Origin of the sequence: Pantoea sp. paga, from assembly GCF_007558755.1 — a bacterium.
GTDB lineage: Bacteria > Pseudomonadota > Gammaproteobacteria > Enterobacterales > Enterobacteriaceae > Pantoea > Pantoea agglomerans.
In genome coordinates this window covers 624,365-647,491 of sequence record NZ_VLTF01000002.1, presented here as the reverse complement: position 1 = coordinate 647,491, position 23,127 = coordinate 624,365, and the positions used below count along the sequence as shown (strand labels likewise).

The 23,127-nt window shown below is 58.5% G+C and carries 24 protein-coding genes; 2 read left to right on the top strand and 22 right to left on the bottom strand.

Annotated elements, in window-relative coordinates:
- Positions 1–101: 101 nt before the first annotated feature.
- Together mdoH and FOV68_RS08695 are read right to left on the bottom strand one after the other, a co-directional pair.
- On the bottom strand, positions 102–2,654 hold the full coding sequence (mdoH, locus tag FOV68_RS08700) for a glucans biosynthesis glucosyltransferase MdoH (RefSeq protein WP_143990618.1): 2,553 nt from the start codon (positions 2,652–2,654) through the stop codon (positions 102–104).
- Entirely contained in the window at positions 2,647–4,182 is a 1,536-nt protein-coding gene (locus FOV68_RS08695; RefSeq protein WP_170933489.1) for a glucan biosynthesis protein G, read from the bottom strand. Before FOV68_RS08695 ends, mdoH begins: the two co-directional genes overlap by 8 nt.
- A gap of 268 nt (positions 4,183–4,450) precedes the next feature.
- Between FOV68_RS08695 and mdoC the strand changes: the two genes are divergently transcribed.
- A complete protein-coding gene (gene mdoC / locus FOV68_RS08690) occupies positions 4,451–5,584 on the top strand; it encodes a glucans biosynthesis protein MdoC (protein WP_039387455.1) in 1,134 nt (377 codons plus the stop codon).
- A gap of 218 nt (positions 5,585–5,802) precedes the next feature.
- On the opposite strand, the gene FOV68_RS08685 is transcribed toward mdoC, so the two are convergent.
- Entirely contained in the window at positions 5,803–7,263 is a 1,461-nt protein-coding gene (locus tag FOV68_RS08685; protein WP_039387457.1) for a phospholipase D family protein, read from the bottom strand.
- Between the two features lie 155 nt (positions 7,264–7,418).
- On the opposite strand from FOV68_RS08685, the gene FOV68_RS08680 reads away from it, so the two are divergent.
- The gene (locus tag FOV68_RS08680) at positions 7,419–8,582 is read left to right on the top strand and encodes a beta-glucosidase (protein ID WP_134160245.1); all 1,164 of its coding nucleotides are present in this window, start codon (positions 7,419–7,421) and stop codon (positions 8,580–8,582) included.
- On the opposite strand, the gene FOV68_RS24015 is transcribed toward FOV68_RS08680, so the two are convergent.
- From FOV68_RS24015 to FOV68_RS08595, 19 genes are all read right to left on the bottom strand, one after another.
- On the bottom strand, positions 8,570–8,743 hold the full coding sequence (locus FOV68_RS24015) for a hypothetical protein (protein WP_010246427.1): 174 nt from the start codon (positions 8,741–8,743) through the stop codon (positions 8,570–8,572). The genes FOV68_RS08680 and FOV68_RS24015 overlap by 13 nt on opposite strands.
- 39 nt (positions 8,744–8,782) lie before the next feature.
- Positions 8,783–8,926, bottom strand: coding sequence for a hypothetical protein (locus tag FOV68_RS24010; protein WP_010246429.1), 144 nt, complete (start codon positions 8,924–8,926; stop codon positions 8,783–8,785).
- Positions 8,927–9,059: 133 nt separating this feature from the next.
- Positions 9,060–10,295, bottom strand: a complete 1,236-nt coding sequence (locus FOV68_RS08675; protein WP_181882715.1) for a beta-ketoacyl-ACP synthase — start codon at positions 10,293–10,295, stop codon at positions 9,060–9,062.
- Entirely contained in the window at positions 10,292–11,023 is a 732-nt protein-coding gene (locus FOV68_RS08670; RefSeq protein ID WP_010246433.1) for a 3-ketoacyl-ACP reductase FabG2, read from the bottom strand. Before FOV68_RS08670 ends, FOV68_RS08675 begins: the two co-directional genes overlap by 4 nt.
- Positions 11,020–11,496 (bottom strand): 3-hydroxy-fatty acyl-ACP dehydratase, encoded by a 477-nt coding sequence (locus FOV68_RS08665; RefSeq protein WP_010246435.1) that lies wholly within the window; start codon positions 11,494–11,496, stop codon positions 11,020–11,022. Before FOV68_RS08665 ends, FOV68_RS08670 begins: the two co-directional genes overlap by 4 nt.
- Positions 11,486–12,646: a beta-ketoacyl-[acyl-carrier-protein] synthase family protein gene (locus tag FOV68_RS08660; RefSeq protein WP_143990617.1), complete on the bottom strand. Its 1,161-nt coding sequence runs from the start codon at positions 12,644–12,646 to the stop codon at positions 11,486–11,488. The genes FOV68_RS08665 and FOV68_RS08660 overlap by 11 nt, the downstream gene beginning before the upstream one ends.
- The gene (locus FOV68_RS08655) at positions 12,643–13,215 is read right to left on the bottom strand and encodes a DUF3261 domain-containing protein (RefSeq protein WP_143990616.1); all 573 of its coding nucleotides are present in this window, start codon (positions 13,213–13,215) and stop codon (positions 12,643–12,645) included. Before FOV68_RS08655 ends, FOV68_RS08660 begins: the two co-directional genes overlap by 4 nt.
- Positions 13,212–15,518 carry an MMPL family transporter gene (locus FOV68_RS08650; RefSeq protein WP_143990615.1) on the bottom strand — a complete coding sequence of 769 codons (2,307 nt, stop codon included), beginning with the start codon at positions 15,516–15,518 and terminating at the stop codon, positions 13,212–13,214. Before FOV68_RS08650 ends, FOV68_RS08655 begins: the two co-directional genes overlap by 4 nt.
- Positions 15,505–16,113: an outer membrane lipoprotein carrier protein LolA gene (locus FOV68_RS08645; RefSeq protein WP_010246442.1), complete on the bottom strand. Its 609-nt coding sequence runs from the start codon at positions 16,111–16,113 to the stop codon at positions 15,505–15,507. The genes FOV68_RS08650 and FOV68_RS08645 overlap by 14 nt, the downstream gene beginning before the upstream one ends.
- Positions 16,107–16,520 carry a thioesterase family protein gene (locus FOV68_RS08640; RefSeq protein WP_143990614.1) on the bottom strand — a complete coding sequence of 138 codons (414 nt, stop codon included), beginning with the start codon at positions 16,518–16,520 and terminating at the stop codon, positions 16,107–16,109. Before FOV68_RS08640 ends, FOV68_RS08645 begins: the two co-directional genes overlap by 7 nt.
- Positions 16,513–18,222, bottom strand: coding sequence for a glycosyltransferase (locus tag FOV68_RS08635; protein ID WP_143990613.1), 1,710 nt, complete (start codon positions 18,220–18,222; stop codon positions 16,513–16,515). Before FOV68_RS08635 ends, FOV68_RS08640 begins: the two co-directional genes overlap by 8 nt.
- Positions 18,216–18,563, bottom strand: a complete 348-nt coding sequence (locus tag FOV68_RS08630) for a 3-hydroxyacyl-ACP dehydratase FabZ family protein (RefSeq protein WP_143990612.1) — start codon at positions 18,561–18,563, stop codon at positions 18,216–18,218. Before FOV68_RS08630 ends, FOV68_RS08635 begins: the two co-directional genes overlap by 7 nt.
- Complete coding sequence (locus tag FOV68_RS08625; protein WP_143990721.1) at positions 18,550–19,869, bottom strand: AMP-binding protein; 1,320 nt, start codon at positions 19,867–19,869, stop codon at positions 18,550–18,552. Before FOV68_RS08625 ends, FOV68_RS08630 begins: the two co-directional genes overlap by 14 nt.
- Positions 19,866–20,429: a hypothetical protein gene (locus FOV68_RS08620; RefSeq protein ID WP_143990611.1), complete on the bottom strand. Its 564-nt coding sequence runs from the start codon at positions 20,427–20,429 to the stop codon at positions 19,866–19,868. Before FOV68_RS08620 ends, FOV68_RS08625 begins: the two co-directional genes overlap by 4 nt.
- A gap of 7 nt (positions 20,430–20,436) precedes the next feature.
- Positions 20,437–20,691 carry an acyl carrier protein gene (locus tag FOV68_RS08615; RefSeq protein ID WP_010246453.1) on the bottom strand — a complete coding sequence of 85 codons (255 nt, stop codon included), beginning with the start codon at positions 20,689–20,691 and terminating at the stop codon, positions 20,437–20,439.
- A gap of 16 nt (positions 20,692–20,707) precedes the next feature.
- Complete coding sequence (locus tag FOV68_RS08610) at positions 20,708–20,965, bottom strand: phosphopantetheine-binding protein (RefSeq protein ID WP_010669816.1); 258 nt, start codon at positions 20,963–20,965, stop codon at positions 20,708–20,710.
- A 13-nt stretch (positions 20,966–20,978) separates the two neighbouring features.
- On the bottom strand, positions 20,979–21,779 hold the full coding sequence (locus tag FOV68_RS08605; protein ID WP_022625895.1) for a 1-acyl-sn-glycerol-3-phosphate acyltransferase: 801 nt from the start codon (positions 21,777–21,779) through the stop codon (positions 20,979–20,981).
- Entirely contained in the window at positions 21,772–22,503 is a 732-nt protein-coding gene (locus FOV68_RS08600) for a beta-ketoacyl synthase chain length factor (RefSeq protein ID WP_143990610.1), read from the bottom strand. Before FOV68_RS08600 ends, FOV68_RS08605 begins: the two co-directional genes overlap by 8 nt.
- Positions 22,504–22,733: 230 nt before the next feature.
- Positions 22,734–23,108, bottom strand: a complete 375-nt coding sequence (locus FOV68_RS08595) for a hypothetical protein (protein ID WP_143990609.1) — start codon at positions 23,106–23,108, stop codon at positions 22,734–22,736.
- Positions 23,109–23,127 lie beyond the last annotated feature (19 nt).

Genomic DNA, 23,127 nt, shown 5'->3' with positions numbered 1-23,127 from the left:
GATCGTCACACGCTGCTCGCGGTGACTGCCAGCAATAAATTTATCAGCGAATCGCTGTTTTAATCCGATAAAAAAAGCGGCATCGCTGCCGCTTTTTCAGATTACGCGTTGTTTGCCAGCGCGTTGGGGTTGAGCGTGAGTTTCTGATAACTCTCAACCCACTGATGATACTTGTCCGCATCTTCCCACAGTCGGGTATGAACACGGGCCAGTACCACTGGATCGCTGATCAGCTGCAGACGCTGTTCACGGCCCAGTTTATCCGGCGCATCGCTCAGCGCCTGATCAACCCGACGGTCACGCGCATAGTCCAGTAACTGACTCTGCTTGTGACGCGATGTGGCCAGTGCCGTTGCCAGCGCGTTGAAGGCAGGATGGAATAAGGCATGCATAAAGCCATTTTCCAGCGCGCGCTGACGGTTCAGCACCACATAGCGATCGGTATCCACCAGCTCCTGCGGCGGCGAGTACTCTTCCGGGATAAGGAACAGCTTCGCTTTCTTGCTCTTAATGCCCAGCGTTGCGCGGCTCGACATGACCGAGACAAACGGCGACAGAATCAGTGAGAAGACAATCGGTGCCAGCCACCACAGGAAGTTAAGATCCAGCAGTCCCATACCAATCGCCCACACCAGACCTAATGCCATCTGCGAACCGTGACGTTTAAACGCCTCGCTCCACGGTGTTGCATCGTCATCACGCTGCGGTGAGTTCCACACGACTTCCCAGCCGAGGAAGGCGCTGACCACAAATACCGTATGGAACAGCATACGCACCGGAGCCAGCAGCACCGAGAACAGCGTTTCCAGCACCAGTGAAGCCAGCAGCCGCAGAGGTCCGCCGTAGGCCTTCGATCCTTTAAACCAGATCAACACCACACTCAGCATTTTCGGCAGGAACAGCAGCACCATGGTGGTCGAGAACAGCGCTATCGCCAGTTCAGGACGCCACTGCGGCCAGACCGGGAAGAGCTGCCGCGGTTGCAGGAAGTAGGTCGGTTCCATCAGCGTATGCACTACCTGCAGGGCAGTGGAGAGTGCCAGGAACATAAACCACAGCGGAGCCGAGAGGTAGGACATCACACCCGTCAGGAACACCGCACGGTGAACCGGGTGCATCCCTTTCACCAGGAACAGGCGGAAGTTCATCAGGTTGCCGTGACACCAGCGGCGGTCACGTTTCAGCTCATCCAGCAGGTTCGGTGGCAGTTCTTCATAGGATCCCGGCAGGTCATAGGCAATCCAGACGCCCCAACCGGCACGACGCATCAGCGCAGCTTCTACAAAGTCATGCGACATGATTGAACCCGCAAAGGAGCCCTCTCCCGGTAACGGTGCCAGGGCACAGTGCTCAATAAAGGGTTTCACGCGGATAATGGCGTTGTGGCCCCAGTAGTGAGACTCGCCCAGCTGCCAGAAATGCAGACCGGCGGTAAACAACGGACCATAGACGCGGGTCGCAAACTGCTGACAGCGCGCATAAAGCGTATCCATACCCGATGCTTTCGGCGACGACTGGATGATCCCGGCATTCGGGTTGGCATCCATCATGCGTACCAGACCGGTGAGACACTCTCCGCTCATGACGCTATCAGCATCCAGCACCACCATGTAGCTGTAGTTGCTGCCCCAGCGACGACAGAAGTCATCGATGTTTCCACTTTTACGCTTCACACGACGACGACGACGGCGATAGAAAATCTTGCCTGCCCCGCCAACATCCCGCACCAGTTCCATCCAGGCTTTCTGTTCGGCAATCGCGATATCCGCATCGTAACTGTCGCTGAGGATATAGACGTCGAAGTGTTCAGCGTTACCGGTACGAACCACCGACTCCCAGGTCGCACGCAGACCGGCGTACACACGCTCAACGTCTTCGTTACAGATCGGCATAATCAGCGCGGTACGATGTTCCGGGTTAAGCGGTTCATCTCCGACCGTTGAGTAAGAGATACTGTATTTATCACGTCCAATCAGCAGCTGCAGGAAGCCCATCAGGGCCGTCCAGAAACCGGCAGAGACCCAGCAGAAGAGTATGGCGAACAGGAACAGGATGCCGGTCTGCAACAAATAAGGCAGGATCTGCATCACTGACTGCTGCCAGTTCTGATTGATCATCTCCATCGGATCCAGAAGCGTCCAGCCCTGATACGGCAGAATACTCTTCATGTACCAGGTGGCGACCACGGTCTGGAAAATGGTCAGGATCAACAGAATGTAGCGTCGAATCGAACCGACATGACGCCACTTTTCCTCGGCACGTCGCTCTTCCGCATTGGCATAACGCGGCACCGATTTGTGTCCACGCAGTGAGTCCCAGGCACGGGCGACCGGGTTGGTGCGCCAGGCTTCCGGGAACATCAGTGAGCGTTTGACCTTCGGCATCGCCTTCAGCGTGGTGCGGTCGAGGTAATCTTTACCCAACTGCTGACCTTCGGCCAGCGAATCGGGCCAGGCCATTTCAACCCGCGATGAGACCGATTTTAACGGCGCATCGTCGGGACGGTCACTGGCTGCGACATCCCTGCCCAGCACATCATGGATGAAGTGGAACTCGCTGGCATTCTGCAATGAGACGCTCAGGCGGGCCTTCCCTGCCGCATGCAGCGGCAGAGATTCCACATAACGTTGAGGTGTAAAAGTCGATTTATTCATTGGCAGGTAACTGATAGCTCCAGGTTTCCGTCAATGTCTTGTCGCCGCTAACCAGGGCCGCACGCATTTCGGTGGACTGTTTGGCATCTTTCACACGCAGACGCAACACCAGACGCCAGCCTTTGGTGACCGGGTTATAACGTACGCTCTGTTCAACCACATCAGCATTTTTACCCACGCTGACCTGCGGTGCCACCTGACTGTTTTCCGCCATCTTGCTCATGTCTTTACCCACGAAGTCGATGGTGAAAGCCACGGTGCCATCCGGCTGACGCACCAGATTAGACTGCTTGACGTCACCCGCTGAACGCAGGGTATTTTTGACCCAGGCCGTATCATCAGAGTGCAGCTGGTTTTCGTCGCGCGAGAAGTGCAGACGATATTTGAAGTTCATCTCTTTGCCAGGCTCTGGCAGTGTCTCCGGCGTCCAGAACGCAACGATGTTGTCGTTGGTTTCATCTGCCGTCGGGATTTCAACCAGTTCAACCCGGCCTTTACCCCAGTCGCCTATTGGCTCAACCCAGCCGCTTGGACGAAGATCATAGCGGTCATCAAGATCCTGATAGTTGTTAAAGTCACGCCCACGCTGCAGCAGACCAAACCCTTTCGGATTCTCGATGGTGAAGGTGCTCACTGCCAGATGACGCGGGTTGTTCAGCGGACGCCAAATCCACTCCCCGTTGCCATTGTGGATAGAGAGACCGTCAGAGTCGTGCAGTGCCGGACGGAAGTTGTTCACCGTTGATGGCTGGTTCTGACCAAACAGGAACATACTGGTCAGCGGTGCAACACCCAGTTTGCCGACGTTATCACGCAGGTAAACTTTTGACTGCACATCAACCGTTGAAGCGTCACCCGGATGCAGCACAAAGCGATACGCACCCGCCGCACGCGGCGAATCGAGCAGTGCGTAGATCACCAGCTGTTTGTCCTGTGGTTTAGGACGCTGAATCCAGAACTCTTTAAAGCGCGGAAACTCTTCACCGGACGGCAGCGCCGTATCGATGGCAAGTCCACGCGCCGACAGGCCATAAACCTGACCGGCACCGATGACACGGAAATAGCTCGCGCCCAGGAAGCTGGCGATCTCATCGTTTTTACCCTTGTTGTTGAGTGGGTAAAGTACTTTGAAACCGGCAAAACCGAGGTTTTTTACCGCATCCGCGTCATGTTTTACATTACCGAAATTAAAATAATCGGGGTTGTATTTAATCTCGCGCACCGCGCTGGCGGTCACTTCGTTGATCTGCACCGGGGTATCGAAATACATACCCTGATGATAAAACTCCAGCTTGAACGGCGTGCGCAGTTTGCCCCAATACGCTTTATCGTGGTTAAACTGGATCTGCTGATAATCAGCAAATTTCATTTCACGAAATTGAGAGGGTAAATTGCTTTTAGGCGCTTCGAAGCTTTTCCCTGCCAACGCTTTGGCTTGTTTGGCAACATCATCGATGTTAAACGCCCAACTGTTATTGGCGTACAACGCCAGCAGAACTGCAGTACCAATCCAGCGTACCTTCATCAGTCCGGCTTTATTTTTTTCTTTAGTCGGCACATCCCCCCCTTTCGTGTGCTTAAATCAAACCCGTTTATCTTAAAGGATTATTCGGTTTTCCGACAGCTTATGCGCAACATTGTTCCCGCATTTCGTCTGGCATTACGCTACTTTTAGGACAATTAGACACTACGGATTCCACTGATAGTATACCTGGTTTATCCCAGGTAGAATTTTCACAGAGCATAATCCGGTTTCAGGGTGAAACCGGTCAAACGTACTAACGAACTGGAACTTTATGAGTACTGTAAAACCTGAACGTGAATACTTCCTCGACTCCATCCGCGCCTATCTGATGTTACTGGGGGTGCCGTTTCACGTATCCCTCATTTACTCTGCGCAGAAATGGGCAGTAAACAGTCATGAAGCGTCGTTATGGCTGACGCTGCTGAATGATTTTATTCATGCGTTTCGTATGCAGGTGTTTTTCGTCATTTCGGGCTATTTCTCCTACATGCTGTATCTGCGCTATCAGCCACGTCGCTTCCTTAAGGTGCGTCTTGAACGAGTAGGTATCCCACTGCTGACCGCCATTCCGCTGCTGACGCTGCCGCAATTTTTTATGCTGAAAGAGTGGACGGCTAAGCTGGCTGACTGGCCACGTTTCACCCCCTATCAGAAGTTTAATAACCTGATGTGGGAGCTGATTTCACACCTGTGGTTCCTGGTGGTGCTGGTGATGCTGACCACGCTGGGGATGGTGACCTTCCGCTGGCTGCGCGATCAGCATCGCACCATTGATTATTCGCGGGTTGGCTGGGGATCGCTGACGGCGGGCGTACTGGCATGGGCGCTGCTCTGGTGCGTGTTCCGCCGTCTGGTGTTTATTTTCCAGCCTGCGTGGCTAATGGATGGTTTGTTTAGCATCATTGTGATGCAGACACTCTTCTATCTGCCGTTCTTTATGCTGGGAGCGCTGGCGTGGAAACATCCCCCGCTGAAGCAGCTGTTTGTCCGCTTCAATCTGGTGATGTGGGTCGGTGCGCTGCTGATGTTTGCGGCCTATTGCGCCAACCAGCGACTGAGCAGCGGTGAGGGCTGGTTGTATGAGCTGGATGCGATTATCTCGACGCTGATGGGCATTTGCATGCTCAACGTCTGCTTCTGCTTTGGTCATAAGCTGCTGAATTCACATTCGCCGCGCATTATGTATCTGGTCAATGCGTCACTGTTTATCTATCTGGTGCACCATCCGCTGACGCTGCTGTATGGCATTTACGTGACGCCGCGCATTGAAAACAACACGCTGGGCTTCTTCGTCGGCCTGCTAATGGTGTTTGGCATCGCGTTTCTGCTGTATGAGATTCACCTGCGCATCCCGCTGCTGCGGTTCCTTTTCTCGGGGAAATTTGAGCGTAAACAAGCACAATGACAGGCGATCAGTGACCTCGGGCCATAAGTGAGGTCAGGCTATAAATGATGTGTCTCACAGACAGCTTAAGAGTTTAAAGCGATGGGAGCATACGCCATTAGCAAAGCATAGCGGGCCAGGGATGGCCCGCGCTGAGCCCGCCAGGGATGGCGGGTTTTGCGTCTTTGCGGAGGGCGTATGCTTCCTGAGCCAGCGCCTGGACCCAGGCAAGGTCCAGCTTACAGCAGCCACTCAATCGGCAGTCGCCACACCAGACGTACCTGCAGGCGCTGCCACCAGGAGCAGCCCGGCTCGTGTTTATGCACAATCTGCTGCGGCTCATCCGGATACTCCAGCCAGTTTACCCTGCCCCATTTATCCAGCCGCAGCGTCCATGCCCGATCGCGCATTGATTGGCTGAAACGCTGATGCGTCTCTGCGGCGAGCGCCGCACTCTCAATCACCAGTCCCATTTCCGTATTCAGCACCGCTGAACGGGGATCGAAGTTAAACGAGCCGATAAACAGCGTCTGTTGATCCACTGAGAAGGTTTTGGCATGCAGGCTGGAGCCGGAGTTACCGGTTAATCCCCGGTCGTGCGGGGCATCAGGCACGCCCGCCTGCGGTTTCAGCTCATAGAGCGCAATACCATGACGCAGCAGTTTTTTGCGCCACTTAGCGTAGCCGGCATGGACAATCGACACATCGTTAGCCGCCAGCGAATTGGTCAGAATGGCAATTTTTACCCCTTTGCGCTTCAGCGAAAGCAACTGAGCGACCCCTGCGCGGGTGGGTACAAAATAGGCCGAGATGATGTCGAACTGCTTTTGTGGCGTGCCTATCACCTCCAGCATTCGCTGCGGCAGCAGGCTTCTGGCACGCGCTTTGCCCAGCCCTTTACGCGGATCATCGCTCAGCAGGCGCGCTTTTGCCCAGGTCAGAGCCAGCGAGCCCTCTTCCAGCTCCTGCAGCAGCGAAGAATTTTCCAGCCGCTGAAGATAGCGCTGCACCGGTTCACTGTGACGCCACTCTGCTGGCAGACTCACACTGTCCTCTTCCGGCTCCTCTTCATCCAGCACCTGCTGCAGTGGAGAAACCGGCTTGCTGCGCCAGTAGCGCTCAAAATCCTCTGCGACTTCTTTAACCACCGGGCCTATTGCCATGACGTCGAGATCGGCAAACAGCGGTTCATTGCCGGTGCCGAAATATTCGTCGCCGATATTGCGCCCACCGACCACGGTCGTGACGCCATCCACCGTAAAGCTTTTGTTGTGCATGCGGCGGTTCAGACGGGCAAAATCGGTGAGATAACCCAGCGCGCGCAGGGTGCGAAACGAGAACGGATTAAATAGCCGCACCTCAATGTTGGGATGGCGGTTGAGCTGGGCCAGCGTCTCGTCCAGGCCCGGCGTATTGTTGTCATCCAGCAGCAGCCGCACTTTTACCCCGCGACGGGCAGCTTCCAGCACGGCGCTGAACAGCAACCGGCCAGAGAGATCGTTTTGCCAGATGTAATACTGGATATCGAGTGAACGCTCCGCTTTTTGCATCAGCAGATAGCGGGCAGCAAAGGCATCCAGCCCGTCGCTTAGCTGATGGACGCCGCTCAGCCCCGGATGGCGCAGACACTCTGGTTCCAGCTGTGTTTCAAGCCAGCTGGACCGTTCCAATGGCTGGGAGAGCTCAAACGCTTCGGTCATGACATTTCCCTGTAAAATGCAGTTATTTTTATTATTCCCCGGTCCGACCTCTGATGCTATTCCTCTGTTCTGAGTTAGTGAGGGGTCACGGGCGTTTTTTAGTCTAGACTTAACCGGACGATCTGTGACCGGCATTATCCCGGCAGGAGAGGAATATGTCTCATCAATCCCTTACAGATGCCCGCCAGCGCTATCATCCCGGCCTGTTTCGCAGCTTTTTCCAGGGCAGTTTCCCCTGTTCCACTGCCTGCCGTACACCCGGGAAACGGCTGGATATGGTGATCAGCAGCGGACACGATATGCTGCTGGAAAAAGATTATGCCGCACTGGCTGAGCAGCATCTGCTCACCGCCCGCGACGGTGCGCGCTGGCATCTGATTGAAAAGATCCCTGGCCAGTATGACTGGCAGAGCTTTCTGCCGATGGTCGACGCCGCGCGACGTCAGCAGATGGAGATCATCTGGGAGCTGGCTCATTTCGGTTATCCCGATCATCTTAATATCTGGAAAGCCGAATTTGTTGACCATTTTAGTCGTTTCGCCCGCGCGATGGCACAACTGATGCGCGATCAGGGCATCGAACGCCCCTTCTTTACACCAGTTAATCAAATCTCATTCTGGTCATGGGCCGGGGCGGATGTGGCCTGGTTTAATCCTCATGCTGCGCAGCGTGGTAAAGAGCTGAAGCGGCAGCTGGTTCGCGCCTCACTGGCGGCGATACATGCCATTCGCGAGGTCTATCCGGAGGCGCGTTTTGTACTGACTGACCCGCTGGTGCAGATCGCTCATCATCCCGATAATCCGGACAGCAAACCTTATGCCGATGCGCAGCATCAGGCGCAGTTCGAAGCCTGGGACATGCTGGCCGGTCGCGTCGATAAGGAGCTGGGCGGCAGTGAAGATTGCCTGGATATCCTCGGCCTGAACTACTATCCCGATAACCACTGGTTTTTTCCCGACCAGCCGATGTCGCTGGAGGATCCGGAGCGTGTGCCGCTGCATATCCTGCTGGCGCAGTGCTGGCAGCGCTACCAGCGTCCGATGCTGATTGCTGAAACCGGCGCAGAGGGTGAAGCGCGCGCCCCCTGGCTGCAGGAGATCAGTGAAAACGTGGCGGTGGCGCTGGATCAGGGCATTGCAGTGGAGGGGATTTCGCTCTATCCGGTAGTGGAGTATCCGGCCTGGGCCGATGACCGGCGTTCGCCTGGCCCGCTGCTGGGATTAGCCGATCCCAATGGCAACCGTAATCTGCATGAGCCGCTGGCGCTGGTATTGCGCAGTCAGCAGATTAAGTTTGCGACACGTAATCAGACGTGCTGAGAAGGTGGCTTTTTAGGGTAACAGGAGCGAACGTCGAGAGAGGGATCGGCAGGATGACGTACGTCGGTCAGCCAGACCATGGTAAACAGGAAGGTCACCCCGATCAGGCAGGCCGCCAGCAAACCGATAATTGCGATTAATTTGTCATCTCCGGAGTCCATCGCCTTCTCCTTATTCAATCCGTTGAATCCCTGTGCGTGTCAGCTCATCCAGAGCGTAATCATCAGGACAAAGATTATAAGCGTTACCGAGGTCACCGCAAGCACCACTATCGCAAAGTGCGCATCGTCAAGTGACTGGCGAATTGGCTCATCGTGATCGTCGGGTGGCAAGGGTAAAGACATAACTATCCTGTGAAAAACATGGGCCGCCGGGTTGTGATGCGGTGAGTGACAGTGTAGATGAAAGGCTGATTATCGTCCGGTTCTTTCGTCCGAAAAATAAACTGGCCCGTGCCAGCGCGGCACGGGCCTGAGATCAGACGCCGCGCCAGCGTTTGAAGATCAGTGAAGTATTAATGCCACCAAAGGCAAAGTTGTTGCTCTGGATATAGTCGGTTTCAAGCTCACGCGGCTCACCCATGATGTAATCCAGCTGGCCGCCATCTGCTGCCGGTTGCGTCAGGTTCAGGGTTGGCGCAAACCACCCTTCCCGCATCATCTCAATACTCATCCAGGCTTCCAGCGCCCCACATGCACCCAGCGTATGGCCAAAATAGGACTTCAGCGAGGAGATCGGTGTCGTTTCGCCAAACACCGCCGCCGTCGCCAGACTTTCGGCCATATCACCCCGTTCAGTGGCGGTGCCGTGCGCATTTACATAACCAACGTCTGCGGCCGTGATACCGGCGCTTTGCAACGCCCGCTCGATGCAGATCTGCATGGTTTCCCGCTGCGGCTGAGTAATATGGGCGGCGTCGCAGTTGGTATGGAAACCGGTGAGCTCGGCGTAGATCGTTGCACCGCGTGCCAGGGCATGTTCCAGCGACTCAAGGATCAGCGTGCCCGCCCCTTCGCCAATTACCAGACCATCGCGCTGCTGATCAAAAGGTGCAGGTGTGGTGTGCGGCGCGTCATTACGTTGGCTGGTGGCAAACAGGGTGTCGAACACCGCGGCTTCCGACGGACAGAGCTCTTCTGCGCCGCCAGCCACCATCACCGTCTGATACCCGTGACGAATCGCTTCCCAGGCATAGCCAATCGCCTGGCTGCCAGAGGTACAGGCGCTGGAGGTCGGGATCACCCGGCCGCGCAGGCCGAAAAAGAGCCCGGCATTGACGGCCGTGGTGTGTGGCATCATCTGCACATAGGTGGTGCCGGTGATATTGTTGGTGTGCTTTTCGGTCAGCATGGTGGCGAACTCGCTGACCGGCCCGGTGCTGCCGGTGGAAGAACCGTAGGCGATACCCGTTTCTCCGCTGGTCAGCACCGGATGGTCAATCAGGCCCGCCTGGGTCAGAGCCAGCTCGGTCGCGCGCGTTGCCAGCAGCGAAACGCGGCCCATGGCGCGGATACGCTTGCGGGTGTAGTGCGCAGGCAGCACAAAGTCATCCACCGGTGCGCCGAGCAGCGTATGCAGCCCGTCGTAGATCTGCCACTCCGGCATAAAGCGCACCGCATTGCGGCCCGCACGGATCCGTGCCGAAACTTCAGCCCAGGACTCACCAAAGGCGGTTACGCCGCCCATGCCGGTTACGACTACCCGCTGGATCACAGCATGCCTCCGTTTATAGAAATGACCTGACGCGTCACGTAGCCTGCGATATCGGACATCAGATAGCTCGCCAGTCCGGCGACCTCTTCAGCCGCGCCCATGCGCTTCATCGGCACGATCTTCATCGCTTCCTCAATCACCTGAGGTTCCAGCCCCTCCATTCCGGTATCAATCAGGCCTGGCGCAATGCAGTTAACGGTGATTTTGCGTTTCGCCAGCTCAATCGCCAGCGCCTTAGTGGCACCAATAATGCCCGCTTTCGCCGCGCTGTAGTTCACCTGACCACGATTGCCCATTATCCCCGACACCGACGAGAGGGTGATAATGCGGCCGCCGCGCCGCAGACCGATCATCGGCATCACGCAGGGCTGGATCACATTGTAAAAACTGTCGAGATTGGTGTGGATGACGCTGTCCCACTCCTGATCCGTCAGGGCGGGAAACGCCGCATCGCGGGTGATACCGGCGTTGCTTACCACGCCATAATAGGCGCCATGTTGCTCAATATCCGCCTCCAGGGCAGCGCGGGTTGCCGCCCGATCGGCCACATCAAATCCCAGCACACGGCCGCTGCCGCCTGCGGTTTCGATCTGCTGCAGGCACTGCTCAGCGCCTGCGCGGTCACGGTTGAAATGGACGATAACCTGATAGCCATCCTGGGCGAGACGCAACGCAATCGCGCGGCCAATCCCTTTACTGGCGCCCGTCACTAATACCGAATCTGTCATGGCTGATTTCCTTGTGACATCAATTGCTGTAATTCTGCTTCATTGGGTTGATACGTATTCAGGCGACCGCTGGCAAGCCGCTGGGTGCCGTAATGAATGTCGCCCTCAAAGCTGCCCATGCGGTCATCGCGCATCAGCAGCGTCATTCTGATATCCAGCGTAACACTGGCGGGAAAGAGGGATCGCTCTGCCCGCCAGCCGCGTCCGCCCAGCAGCATGCCGGGCGGGATAAGGGTTGCGCCGCCCTGCTTTGCATGCCAGCCCGACCAGACGCCCACGGTTTGCGCCATCATTTCCACGCCAAACCAGGCGGGCAGTTCACCCTGAGGCGTCAGAAACGGTGTCAGTACGCCACCGGCGCAGGTCGACACCTGACAGTGGACCTGCTCATCATCCACGGCGATCAGCTGATCAAGCAGCAGCATCGGCGCAGCATGCGGCAGCCAGCGTGCCGCGGGAGAATTAATAACCATGTTGGCGTCCCAGAATCAGACAGGTGTTGTTGCCGCCAAAGGCGAAGGAGTTAGAGGCGATGACCGGCCGTTGCAGCGCCTGCGGCTGTAATAACAATCCGCAATCCGGCAGCGTCTCATCCTGCGCCGCCGCACTGAAATCCTGTGCGGGCAGTGGCAGATTGTTTTGCAGGATCAGCGCACTGAGGGCGGCTTCACATACTCCTGCTGCGCCGAGCGTATGGCCGGTCAGATGTTTGGTCGAGCTGCACGGCACCGCATTGCCAAACAGACGCTGAATCACGGCAGCTTCCATCTGGTCGTTAAGCGGCGTTGCAGTGCCGTGCAGATTGATATAACCCACCTGCTCTGGCAACAGGTTCGCCTGTTGCAGCGCCATACGCATCGCCCGTTCAGCGCCCTCGCCCTGCGGATGGGGAGCGGACATGTGCCAGGCGTCAGACGATTCGCCAGCTCCCAGTAGCGCCAGCGGCTGCGGTTCCCGCGTCAGCAGCATCAGTGCGGCCCCTTCGCCAATGGAGATGCCGTCGCGATCGCGGCTGAAAGGGGCGCAGCGACGTTCAGAGAGCGACTCCAGGCTGTCGAATCCGTTGATCGGCATCCGGCTCAGCGAGTCCGCACCGCCCACCAGCGCCACATCCGCCAGCCCCGCCGCGATCAGACGCTCACCACTGATAATGGCGCGGGCGCTGGAGGAGCAGGCGGTTGAAATGGTATAGGCCGGGCCATCCAGGCGCAGAAAGTGAGCCAGGAAACGGGAGGGATCGCCCAGCTCCTGCATCTGATAGTGATAACCGGACTGACTGCCGCCAATCTGCTGATCGCCCTCGTCCACGCCCGAGGTGCTGGTTCCCAGCACAATTGCCACTCTGCTGGCACCATAGTGCGCAATCGCCGCGTCGAGCGCCGGACGGATTTGCGCCAGCGCGGCCAGCAGCAACTGGTTATTACGGGTGTTGTGCACGCTCAGGGCAACAGGAATCGATGGCAAATCACCTTCAACTCTGCCAAGCCAGCAGGCACGGTCACCGCTCAGCCAGCCATGACGCAGCTGCATGCCGGGTGCCTCACCCTTGGTAAGGCTGGCCGCAATCTGCTGAGTATTATTCCCCAGGGCATTCAGCATGCCGATGGCAGAGATGTAAATCATGAGCCGTCCAGATGTTGAATGCGGATCTGATAGCCAAACGCATGCTGCTGAATGCTGATGGGCTGGCGCTGATTACCGCGTTGCAGATAATCGATTTCGGTGACCAGCTGGTTATCGGCATCGATCAGCCGTCGCTTTAACCCCTGATCCTGCAGCGTCCAGCCTGGCGGCAGCTGTTTTTGCCACAGATCCCGTGGCCAGTAGCTGAGCATAATATCCGCCAGCACCTGACTGGCAGGCGGCATCTGCGGCAGCGGCATCAGCTGCTGAGTGTGAATACCGCTGGCATCGTAGCGCAGGCTGAACAGGCGAATACCCACCGAGGAGAGTCCGGCCAGATCAATTTGCTGTTCATCGGCGCTGAGCAGCACCAGCAGTGTCTGACTCTGGCCTTTCACCTGTCCGGTCAGCAACTGCTGCTGCTGAAAGGCGGGACGGATGCCCGGCGGTGGCAGCGTCACCTTCACGCCCGGTTTCAGCCAGGCGGTGGGACGGCTGCTGTCAGGTGCAGGTCCGGCACAGGCGCTGAGCAGCAGAGCCGTCAGCAGAATAAGAGCGGCGCGGATCATCGTTTACTCCTTAATCGGGTGGGTCGCATCGCCAGCGGCGACAGCAGGAAAGCGCTGAAGATGCCGCTGCATAACACTGTGCCAAAACTGGCAATCGCGCTGGTGCTGCTGAATACCAGCATACCCAGCGTCAGTAAGGTGGTAATCATCGCCAGCGACACCGCCAGCAACGAGGTCAGCGGCGTACCCTGCGGGTTGCTGAAAAAGAGCGTGTAGTTAATGCCAATGCCCAGCACCAGAATAAGTGCCAGCAGCGCAAACAGGTTCAGCGAAGCGCCGATCCAGCCCAGCGTTGCCAGCGCCATCGCCAGCGACAGCACTGACGGCAGCGCGCTGCGTAAGCCCGCTTTTAACCCCAGTCGCATAACAAAACTCAGGGTGATCAGCAGCAACGCCAGCGCCAGTAACCCGCTCAGCAGGGTGCGCCAGAAGCTGAACAGCGAATCGTAACCTGATTTGCGGTCAATCCAGCTGACGCCCGGATGCTGTTTGGTCAGCTCCGCGAGTGCAGCGCTGTTTTTTACGCCGCTGGTGGGGATCAAAACACCGCTGCGCCCGTCTGGCAGCGTCAGCCACAGCAGTCGCCAGCCTTCACTCAGCGGACTCGCCAGCCACGCCTCTGGTGTTACCGGCATCGGGGTCAGATCCGGTGCCGGCAGCGTGATACCCGCCTGCTGCAGGCGGGCCGTAATATCCGGTGCTGCCTCTTTCAACAGCTGAAGATCCCGCTGTTGCTGCGCCAGCGACGTCAGCGGCAGCAGACGATAGTGCTGCAGCCAGCCCTGCTGCTGCGCCTGCTGCAGATCCGGTGCCAGTTTTTCCAGCCGCTGCAGCGTCTGCTGCGCGTCATCGCCCCAGACCACAAACCAGGTCTGATCGGCGCGCTGTCCGGTCAGGGTTGCCAGCTGGCGATCCTGCTCCAGCAGATGCGCAGGCGCACTTTGCAGATGGGCGATATCATCATCCACCTTTAACTGGGCGATACCGGCCAGCGCGAAGATCGCCATCGCCACCGGTAATCCGACGCGCAGCCCGCGCTGGCGACGCCAGGCGGCAAGCCAGCGCGCCAGCGGCACCATCAGCGGTACCGGACGCACCGGTAATCCGCGCACCAGCCACGGATAGATCAGAATCACCGTCAGACAGGAAGCCGTTAAGCCGCTGGCGGCAAACACCGCCAGCTGCCGCAGCCCCGGAAAGGGTGCCAGCAGCATCAGCAGCCAGGCGATGGCGGTGGTCCCGAGCGCCAGCAGCAGCGTGCCGCGGACTTTTCGCAAGCTCTGCCACGGCGTCTGCTGATCGCCATGAACCATGCGCTCGGTGAGATAATAGAGCGTGTAATCGGCCGAGATGCCGACAATACTCAGGCTCATCACCAGCGTCATCAGATGCAGTTCACCGAAGCAAAGCAGCGTCATCACCGTGCCCGCCATCGCGCCGATGACCACGGATGTGACCGTCAGCAACAGCGGGCGCAGTGAACGGAAGACCAGCAGCACCAGCAGGATGACGCCACCCAGCGTCACACTGCCCAGCGTTTTTACGTCATGCTGCGCACGCTGGCTGGCGTTGTCGCTGAACAGCACCGTGCCGCGCGTCAGCAGTTTCGCCTGCGGCCAGCGGCTTTTAAGCTGTTGCTCCAGCGCGCTGAGCCGGGTAACCAGCGCATGACTTTGCTGCATACTGAAGGCGTTGTTCGCCAGTTCGCCATGCAGAAAATACCACTGCTGACCCTGTGCATCTTTTACTGTCAGCCAGCCATCATGCAGCGTCATGCGCCCGGCGTTTTGTGCCAGCGCCAGCTGCGAACCCCGCACCAGCATCAGAGGATCGCCCTGCAACTCTTTACTGCTGACGCCAGAGAAAGCCGAAAAGAGCTGCGCCAGCAGCCAGTCAGCCTGCGCCTCGCCGCCGTTCTGCAAGCGGTCGCGCGTCACTTCATCGATCAGGCCGTTACGGTGTTGCCAGGCAAAGCGGCCCCACTGCTGCTGCTGTTGCCCGTCGAGATCACCCTGCACCTGTTTCAGGTCAGGCAGCGCGCGCAGCTGGGCCAGCCACCAGGCGGCGACCTGGGGATCGTCCTGCTCTCCGGGTGAAACCAGCCACACCAGCTGGCGATCCAGTCGCTGCATAAAGCCCTGCTGCAGCGCAGGCGGTGCCGCCCCCAGATTCTGCTGCGGCAGCAGCGCCAGCACACTGCTGTTGAGCTGACTGCGCGGCAGCAAAAAAGACAGCGCTGCCGCCAGCAGCAGACAGAGGGCCAGCCACAGGAGGGCCAGCAGCCGATCGTTACGGCCCGGCAAAACGCGCCTGCTCCTCGTCGCTTAACTGCGGCGGTTCAATTCGGGTGTTGCTGAGCTCTATTTGCGTTTTATCGCCCTGCTTATCATCCAGGTTGATGCTGTCCAGGTAAGCGCTGCCCGCCAGCGAGATACGGTTGAAGATTTTGTTGAGCGGCGCCGCTTTGGGCGTCAGCTCCAGCGTCCAGGCTCCGTTGCCGCGATCGCTGAAGGCCACGCTGAAGTTCTCGTTCAGCACTTTCTGGTCGGCCTGGAACAGCGCCCGCAAGAGATGGTTGAACTGGAACATCTGCGGGTTACTGTCGGCAGTGATCACCTGAGGCTTCTGGCCGCTGAGGCTCTGCACCATGCGTTTATCATCCAGCAGCAGCGTCATCACAAAGGGTGTCTGCTGATGCCACCATAAGCCCTGCTCGCGAGCGATCAGCATCTGCCCGTGCGAGACCAGCGGCTGACGCATGCCGGAAATGGTGCGCGTCTGGATAAAGTCTGCCCGAATCACCGGCTGGCTGGCAAAACGCTGCTGCAGCTGATCCAGCGTGACCGCGCTGGCGGCACTGGCCCACAGCAGCAGGCTGGTAAGCACAATTTTCAGCATCCTTTCACTCCTAAACGTTCCAGTAAAATATCGGGTGAAACAAAGCACAACGCCTGACTCTCCTGCTCCACCGCCACCTGCAGAGTATGCGCTTTGGTGGTGATCTGGCCGGCAGCATTTCGCACTTCATAGTCGATGCGCAGACGATTCTCATATTCTGTGATCCGGGCGCTGACGCGAATTGTCTCTTCGCAGCGCAGTGGCTTGCGGTATTTGACCCGGGTATCGACCACCGGCCAGACGTAGCCGCTGGCGGCCATCTCGACATAGCTGTAGTTAATGCTGCGCAGCAGGGCTTCACGCGCCACTTCGAAAAAGCGGAAATAGTTGCCGTGCCAGACCACGCCCATAGGATCGCAGTCGTGGAATGAGACGGTCAGCACGACTTCAGCATGATGTTCAGTCATGGTCAGACTCCTTGTGGTGCGCCTGTTGATCAGGCAGCGTCCAGAAATCGAAAAAGTTAAACCAGTCGAGCGGTGCCAGCAGTGCGTAATGGGCCAGCCGCGCTGCGTAACGATCGACCGCCTGTTGCAGTGCCTGCTGACGTTGTGCACGCGGCAGCAGCAGCGGATCGGCGAAGGGCTCACAGTGAATACGCAGTTTACCCTGTTGCTGCAGGGCGAACATCAGCAGCACCGGACAGCGCAACGCAGCCGCCAGTACAAACGGCCCCTGTGGAAAGGGCGCGGCGCGGCCCAGAAAGTCGCTCCAGATCACCCGCCGCTCGCCGCCGCGCTGCGGATTGACCGCAGTGCGATCCCCGACAATCGCCACCCATTCGCCCGCATCCAGCTTCTGTTGCAGCAGGATAGCGGTCTCCGGCCCGATATCGCTCACCGGCATCAGATTCACCCCCGCCTGTGGAGCAATGGTTTCCAGCACCGCCCGAAAACGCCGGGCGTTGTCGGTAAACACCAGCGCATTAATCACCAGCCCGCTGACCTGCTGCGCCATCGCGCGACAGGCTTCAATGTCGCCAAGATGGGAAGCGAGAATCAGCTTGCCCTGCGGCGTGGGTGTGCGGATCACCGCTTCTGCGCCTGGCGCAAAATCGATATCACGTCCCCAGCGCAGATCGCCGCGCCAGCTGGCCACTTTATCCAGCATTGCCACGGCAAACCGCAGGAAATGGCGGTAGCTGTTAAGCCGTGGCGGTAACGCAATCTGCTGCTGCTGCGCGGCGGTAGTGACCTGCGCCAGCCACTGCCGGGAAGCGCGTCGCGCGCGCTGTCCGCTCAGCCAGTAGACCGCCACTACCGGCCAGAGTAGCAGCGTAAAGGGGAGGCGCCCGCCGTAGCGATAGACCGCCAGCATAAAACGTAATCCCCACTGTCCGCGCCGCTCCGTTTCCACAGACCAGTGCGTCGGCGGTTTGCGCATCGCCAGCAGACGAGGAATGCGCGGCAGCATGCCGAAAAACAGCCGGGTATGCATCCAGGAGATGCGCAGGTTGTCGTAGAGCGCATCGAAGTGTGACAGCCCGCTGGCCGGATAGGTGACGCGGGTCGGGATAAAGCGACTGCGGGTTCCCTGCCAGTAGAGCCGCACCATGATCTCGGTATCAAAATCCATGCGCTGACCGATGGCCCGGCGATCGCACAGCGCCAGCGTCGCGGCCAGGGGATAGACGCGGAAGCCGCACATGCTGTCGCGGATCGACAGCGACAGCGTTTCAATCCAGACCCAGAAGTGGGTGATGTAGCGACCGTAAAGACGTGATTTGGGGATCGAGTCGTCATAGAGCGGCTGACCGGAGATCAGCGCGTCGGGATAACGCTCCGCTTCCGCCAGCATCAGCGGCAGATCTTCCGCCTGATGCTGGCCGTCCGCGTCGAGCTGCACCGCATGGGTGAAGCCGCGTGAAGCCGCGGCCCGCAGACCGTGGATCACCGCCGCGCCTTTACCCTGATTACTGTCGAGTCGCAGCAGGCTGAGCTGCGGGGCGTGCAGCGTCGCCAGCTGAAGCTGAGTGGCCGCATCACTACCATCATCTACCACGATTACCGGCAGATTAAAGGGTGCCAGCCGTGCCAGCACCGACGCCATCATCGCGCCGTGGTTGTAGCAGGGGATCACTACGCAGGGTGAAAACGGGGCGCTTAACACAGCGCGATCTTCCCGCTGCTGGCGGTCTGCTCGCCGTCGTTCTTCAGCAGGCTGTAACGGAAACTCAGGCGGGATTTTTCAGCGTCCCAGTCCAGATGCAGTTGCAATAGCGAGTCGGGTAATACCGGCTGCTGAAATTTAATGTTATCAACGGCGGCAAACTGTTTACCGGGCGCAAGCAGTGATACGCCGTAGTGCATCACCCAGTCGAGCTGAGCCACACCCGGCAGAATGGGCAGATGCGGAAAGTGGCCCTGAAACCAGAAGAGTCCGGCATCTATCTGCAGGGTCAGCGTGACGCTGTCAGCCCGCAGCTCCCGGCTGCGTTCAATCGGCAACATGAAAAAGTTCCTCTATTTGCGGCCAGGCGCGTTTGCTTTGGGTGGTCACCGGAATAGTGGCCACAATCCGCCAGTAGCGCGGCATCGCCAGCGGTTCCAGCCAGCGCTGCAGCTGGCGTTTCCACTGCTGCCTGCGCTGATGCAGAGCCGCCTCATCCAGCGCGCTGTTCAGCGCCAGCACGACGCCAATCGCCTGACGCTCATGACGCGTGACCACCAGCGCCACGGCATCCTCGATTTCCGGCAGGTCGGTCAGACGGCGTTCTATCTCGCTTAATGAGATGCGCTTGTCACCGATTTTTACGATGCGATCGTGGCGGCCTGCCAGCTGAAATCCGCCATCCGGCTGCATAGTCAGTCGATCGTCGAGCTGCAGCCCGCTGTCACCGGCAATCAGCGGCGACCAGACCTGCCAGCGATCGGGCGTCACCTGCTCCAGCCTGACCTGCGGGAAGCAGCGCCACGGCGCCTCCGCCCGATCACGCTGACGCCAGGCCAGAATGCCGGTTTCGGTGCTGCCGTAGATTTCACTGACCTGACAGCCAAAGCGCTGCCAGACCTGCTCCGCATCAGATTCGCGCAGTGCGCCACCGGCAGAGACAATCAGTTCACAGGCGGGCGCTTTCAGCGTGCTGTCCAGCCGCGATAAAAAGGCCGGGCTGCTGATAAAGGCATAGCGAACGTCGCGCGGAAGCCGGGCCAGCTGTTCACCGTAAAACAGCGGCTGGGCGGCAAACGGCAGCCTGAGCGTCATCGGCAGGAAAAGTCGAAACGATAGACCGTAGAGATGCTGATGGCTGACCGAGGCGATGACCCGGCACCCCCGCAACGGTTCGCCCCACAGGCTGCTGAGCCAGCGGCTCTCCTGCTCCATCACCGCCAGCGACTTCACTACCTGACGCGGCGCGCCGGTGGATCCCGAGGTGAAGAGCACCAGCTCTGCACTCTCCGGCAGCGGTGGCAGCGGCCCCTGCGTTTCTGCGTCGTCCCACGCCAGCAGCGGCAGGCTGACCGCCAGCGGCATGTCGCACAGCACGCCATCCAGCCGATCCTGCCTCTCATTCAGCAGCGCGGCGCGGCAGTGGCCCGGCATCACCGGCGTTTTACCGGCATACCAGCATGCCAGCAGCGCCACACAAAAACGGTAACTGTCATCAAAACAGAGCGCCCAGTGGCTACCCGGTTGTACCGCTAATCGCTGGCTGAGCGCCACGACCTGACGATGCATCGTGCTGAGCATCAGGCGTTGATCGCCGCGCCAGGAAACCTCGCGATCGTCTCCCGTCAGCCAGTCGGCCACCCTCATGCTTTTCGCCTCACGCGTTGACGTACCAGCCATTCAGCACTCATCAGCGCTGCAATTAACAGATAACTTATGCCGCCATTCCACAGCGTCCAGAGTCGCAGATCGCCCAGCAGACAGGTAAAGAGCGCCATGCTGCCGTTGCCGATAAAAAACAGGCACCAGATTTGGGTGACGCGGCGGGTATAGCGCACTGCCGCAGGGGGAAGCTCAGGCTCACGCAGCCGGGCGAGGCGTTCCACCAGCGGCATCGCACTCCAGAGTGAGGCGCCAAACACCAGCAGCATCGCCAGATTGACCGCCACCGGATACCACAGCAGCAGATGCTGAATGCGTAATAGCTGGCTGCTGACACAGAGCAGTGCGCCGAGCAGCGCCAGCCAGCCCATGACCGCGCCCATGGCGTTTTTCTGACGACGCAGCTGCAGCCAGCGCAGGCCAAACAGCAGCGCCAGCAGCCAGAAAAGCCCCTGCCAGCGCGGCTGGGTCAGCGCCAGCCAGACCAGCAGTGGCCAGGCCAGCAGCGTAAGCAGATTCAGCAGGCGAAGCGTAGCAGCAGGCACGGCGGGATCAGGCGTCTTCGCGCATCAGTTGTTCCACGGCATCCACCACATCCTGCACGGTGCGCACTGCGCGGAAGGTTTCCGGTTTAATCTTACGGCCGGTACGTTTTTGCAGATGAACCACCATATCGACGGCATCAATGCTGTCGAGTTCGAGATCTTCATACAGACGTGCCTCGGGATGGATATCCTCAGGCGCAATTTCAAACAGGCTGGTCAGCAGCGAAGCTACTTCCTGATAGATCTGTTCTTTGTTCATCATAAGGTTGTCTCCGCTTTCAGCCGCGCTGTTGGTTGACGAACGCAGCCAGCGTCGCAACAGAGAAAAAGTGGGCGCGCAGGGTTTCACTCTCAGCGGACAGCGCCACGCCGTAGCGATTTTTCACTGCCAGGCCAAGCTCCAGTGCATCAATCGAGTCCAGCCCCAGCCCGTCGCCAAACAGTGCAGCGTCGGTCTCTATATCATCGGGACTGAGATCTTCAAGGTTGAGCGTGTCGATAATCATCTGTTTGATATCGTTAATTAATGAATCCATACCGGTTTTCGTCTTACCTGTTCTGGGGGACCAGCGCCTGCTGTAAATGGCGGGTCAGGCGACGCGCGGCCAGCGGCTGCGCATCGGGATTGCTTTCACAAAACGACTGACTGTCGATTCGCGTTTGTACACGCACGGTAAACAGCGGTTTAACCGGCGGAATCTGATACCAGCGGCTCTGTTTATCGAGCATACGCTGGCTACAGGTGATGTGAACCACGCGCAGATCGCATCCGGCGCGCACCGCGATATTGGCTGCCCCGCGCTGCAGAGTCAGTGGATGACCGTAGCGGGTACGGGTGCCTTCCGGAAAGATCAGGATATTGTCGCCGCGTGCCAGTCGCTGCTGACTGTCCGGCAACAGCGTCTCCGCTTCACTGTTGATCAGATAGTCCGCGGCGCGGATCACCCCACGCATAAAGGGATTTTTTTGCAGATCGGCCTTAACCAGACAATCCATCTCTGGCAGTACTGAAGCGATCATCACGTAGTCGATCAGTGATGGATGATTAGCGACAATCAGGCATCCGCGATCCTGTTGCAGCAGCTCTGCGCCTTCAATCCGGTAGTCATAGACCCCGGTCATCCGGCAGAATCGCAGAAAGCAGCGGAAGCTAAAGGCGATAGCGCGTCGGGCCAGCAGGCGGCGGCGCAGCGAATCGCGCTGTACCAGCAGCAGCAGGTTGAAGCCAATCAGCGACAGCAGCAGCCCGCCTATGCCAAACAGCGTAAAACTCACCGCCGTCATCACCAGCCGCCAGCAATAGTTCATGCGGCTGCCGGTGTAGTGCGCCGGTTGTGAACAATCAGCCATGATGTCTCTCCCAGTGCCATGTCAGGCGTTCGCCCGGCAGGCTGAAGATGGGCGATTTCGCCAGCCACTCCTGCAGAAAGCGCAGGCTCTGCGGTAACCCTGTGTCTGCCCTCTCCTCTCTGCCAGCACGGCCAGTGCAGTGCAGCTGGTCGCCCGGGCGCAGCAGCAGCGCCACCGCATAGGGAAAGTTCACACGCTGTTCCGGCAGCCACGGCAGATAGTAGTCAGGCACGATGCCGTCGAAATCGACCAGCAGTACCTGCTGATAACCCGCCTGATGCAGCGCGCTGACTTCGATCAATCCCTGCTGAAACGAGTCGACTCCGGCGGCGATTGAGGTGGAGACCAGTGGTGCTTTGGCTGCAATGGTCAGGCTGCCGACCGCCGAATTGTGAACCGACATGGCAAAATCCGTGGGTGACATAGACTGCTGATCGGCCAGCGTAGTGAGGATACGCAGATTACGTTCCAGTTCACCATGACGACTGGTGAACACGATAGCGTCAACCTGCTGACGCGCAAGCAGCGCCAGCCCACACTCTACCGCCGCACGACTGCCGCCGCTCAGACGACGTGCTGTCATCATCGGTAAAAATTGCGGCTTTGCCATCGCCTCTTTAGGGTCTATGACGGTGCCCTGTTGCGCCCAGTGCTGCCAGCCCTCGCACCCGTGTAATCCCGGAGCCAGAGCCTGCCAGTCGACCAGTGAGTAAGCGAGTCTCATCTCAACACTCTTTTTGTCATATGTGTGGCGTCGGCGTTCATCGGGGCGTCATCCCGGCCCTCTGCAAAAAAAGTGCGTCCGGGAAACCCTCTGCCGATTCCGCATCAGGCCTTCACGGTAGAGGGTTACTCAGTGGTTCAGCAATAGCAGCTCATCTGATTTGTCGGCCGGCTGCCGGAGATCTTTATGCTTTGATCGTCTGTCGACACATCATTGCGACAGCGTAAGCATTACTGAGCGGCAAGAGCAGAGAGTCGTAACTGAATATCCTGATCGAGATTGGCAATCCAGCGGTTGTAGTTATTGTGGATCTCGCCCTGCTCCGCTTTCAGGTTCTCACTGCTGACATAATCGATGCGGTAGTTCTGGCTGGTATACGTGATGCGAATAGTCGCCACGAAATCACGCTGGGCCAGACGACCATTGATCACGCCAGGCGAAACGGGAGTCATCACCCATTTCCGGCCAATACCCGCTTCGATGATCGCCAGTTTCATCTGGTTGTCGCTGTAACGCTGAGTGAGCGTTTGATTCACGTTATGAATCGGCGCAGTGCGCGCACAGCCGGTTAATAACGCAGCGACCACGGCCAGCGTGAAAATAATTTTTTATTCATGATGAATC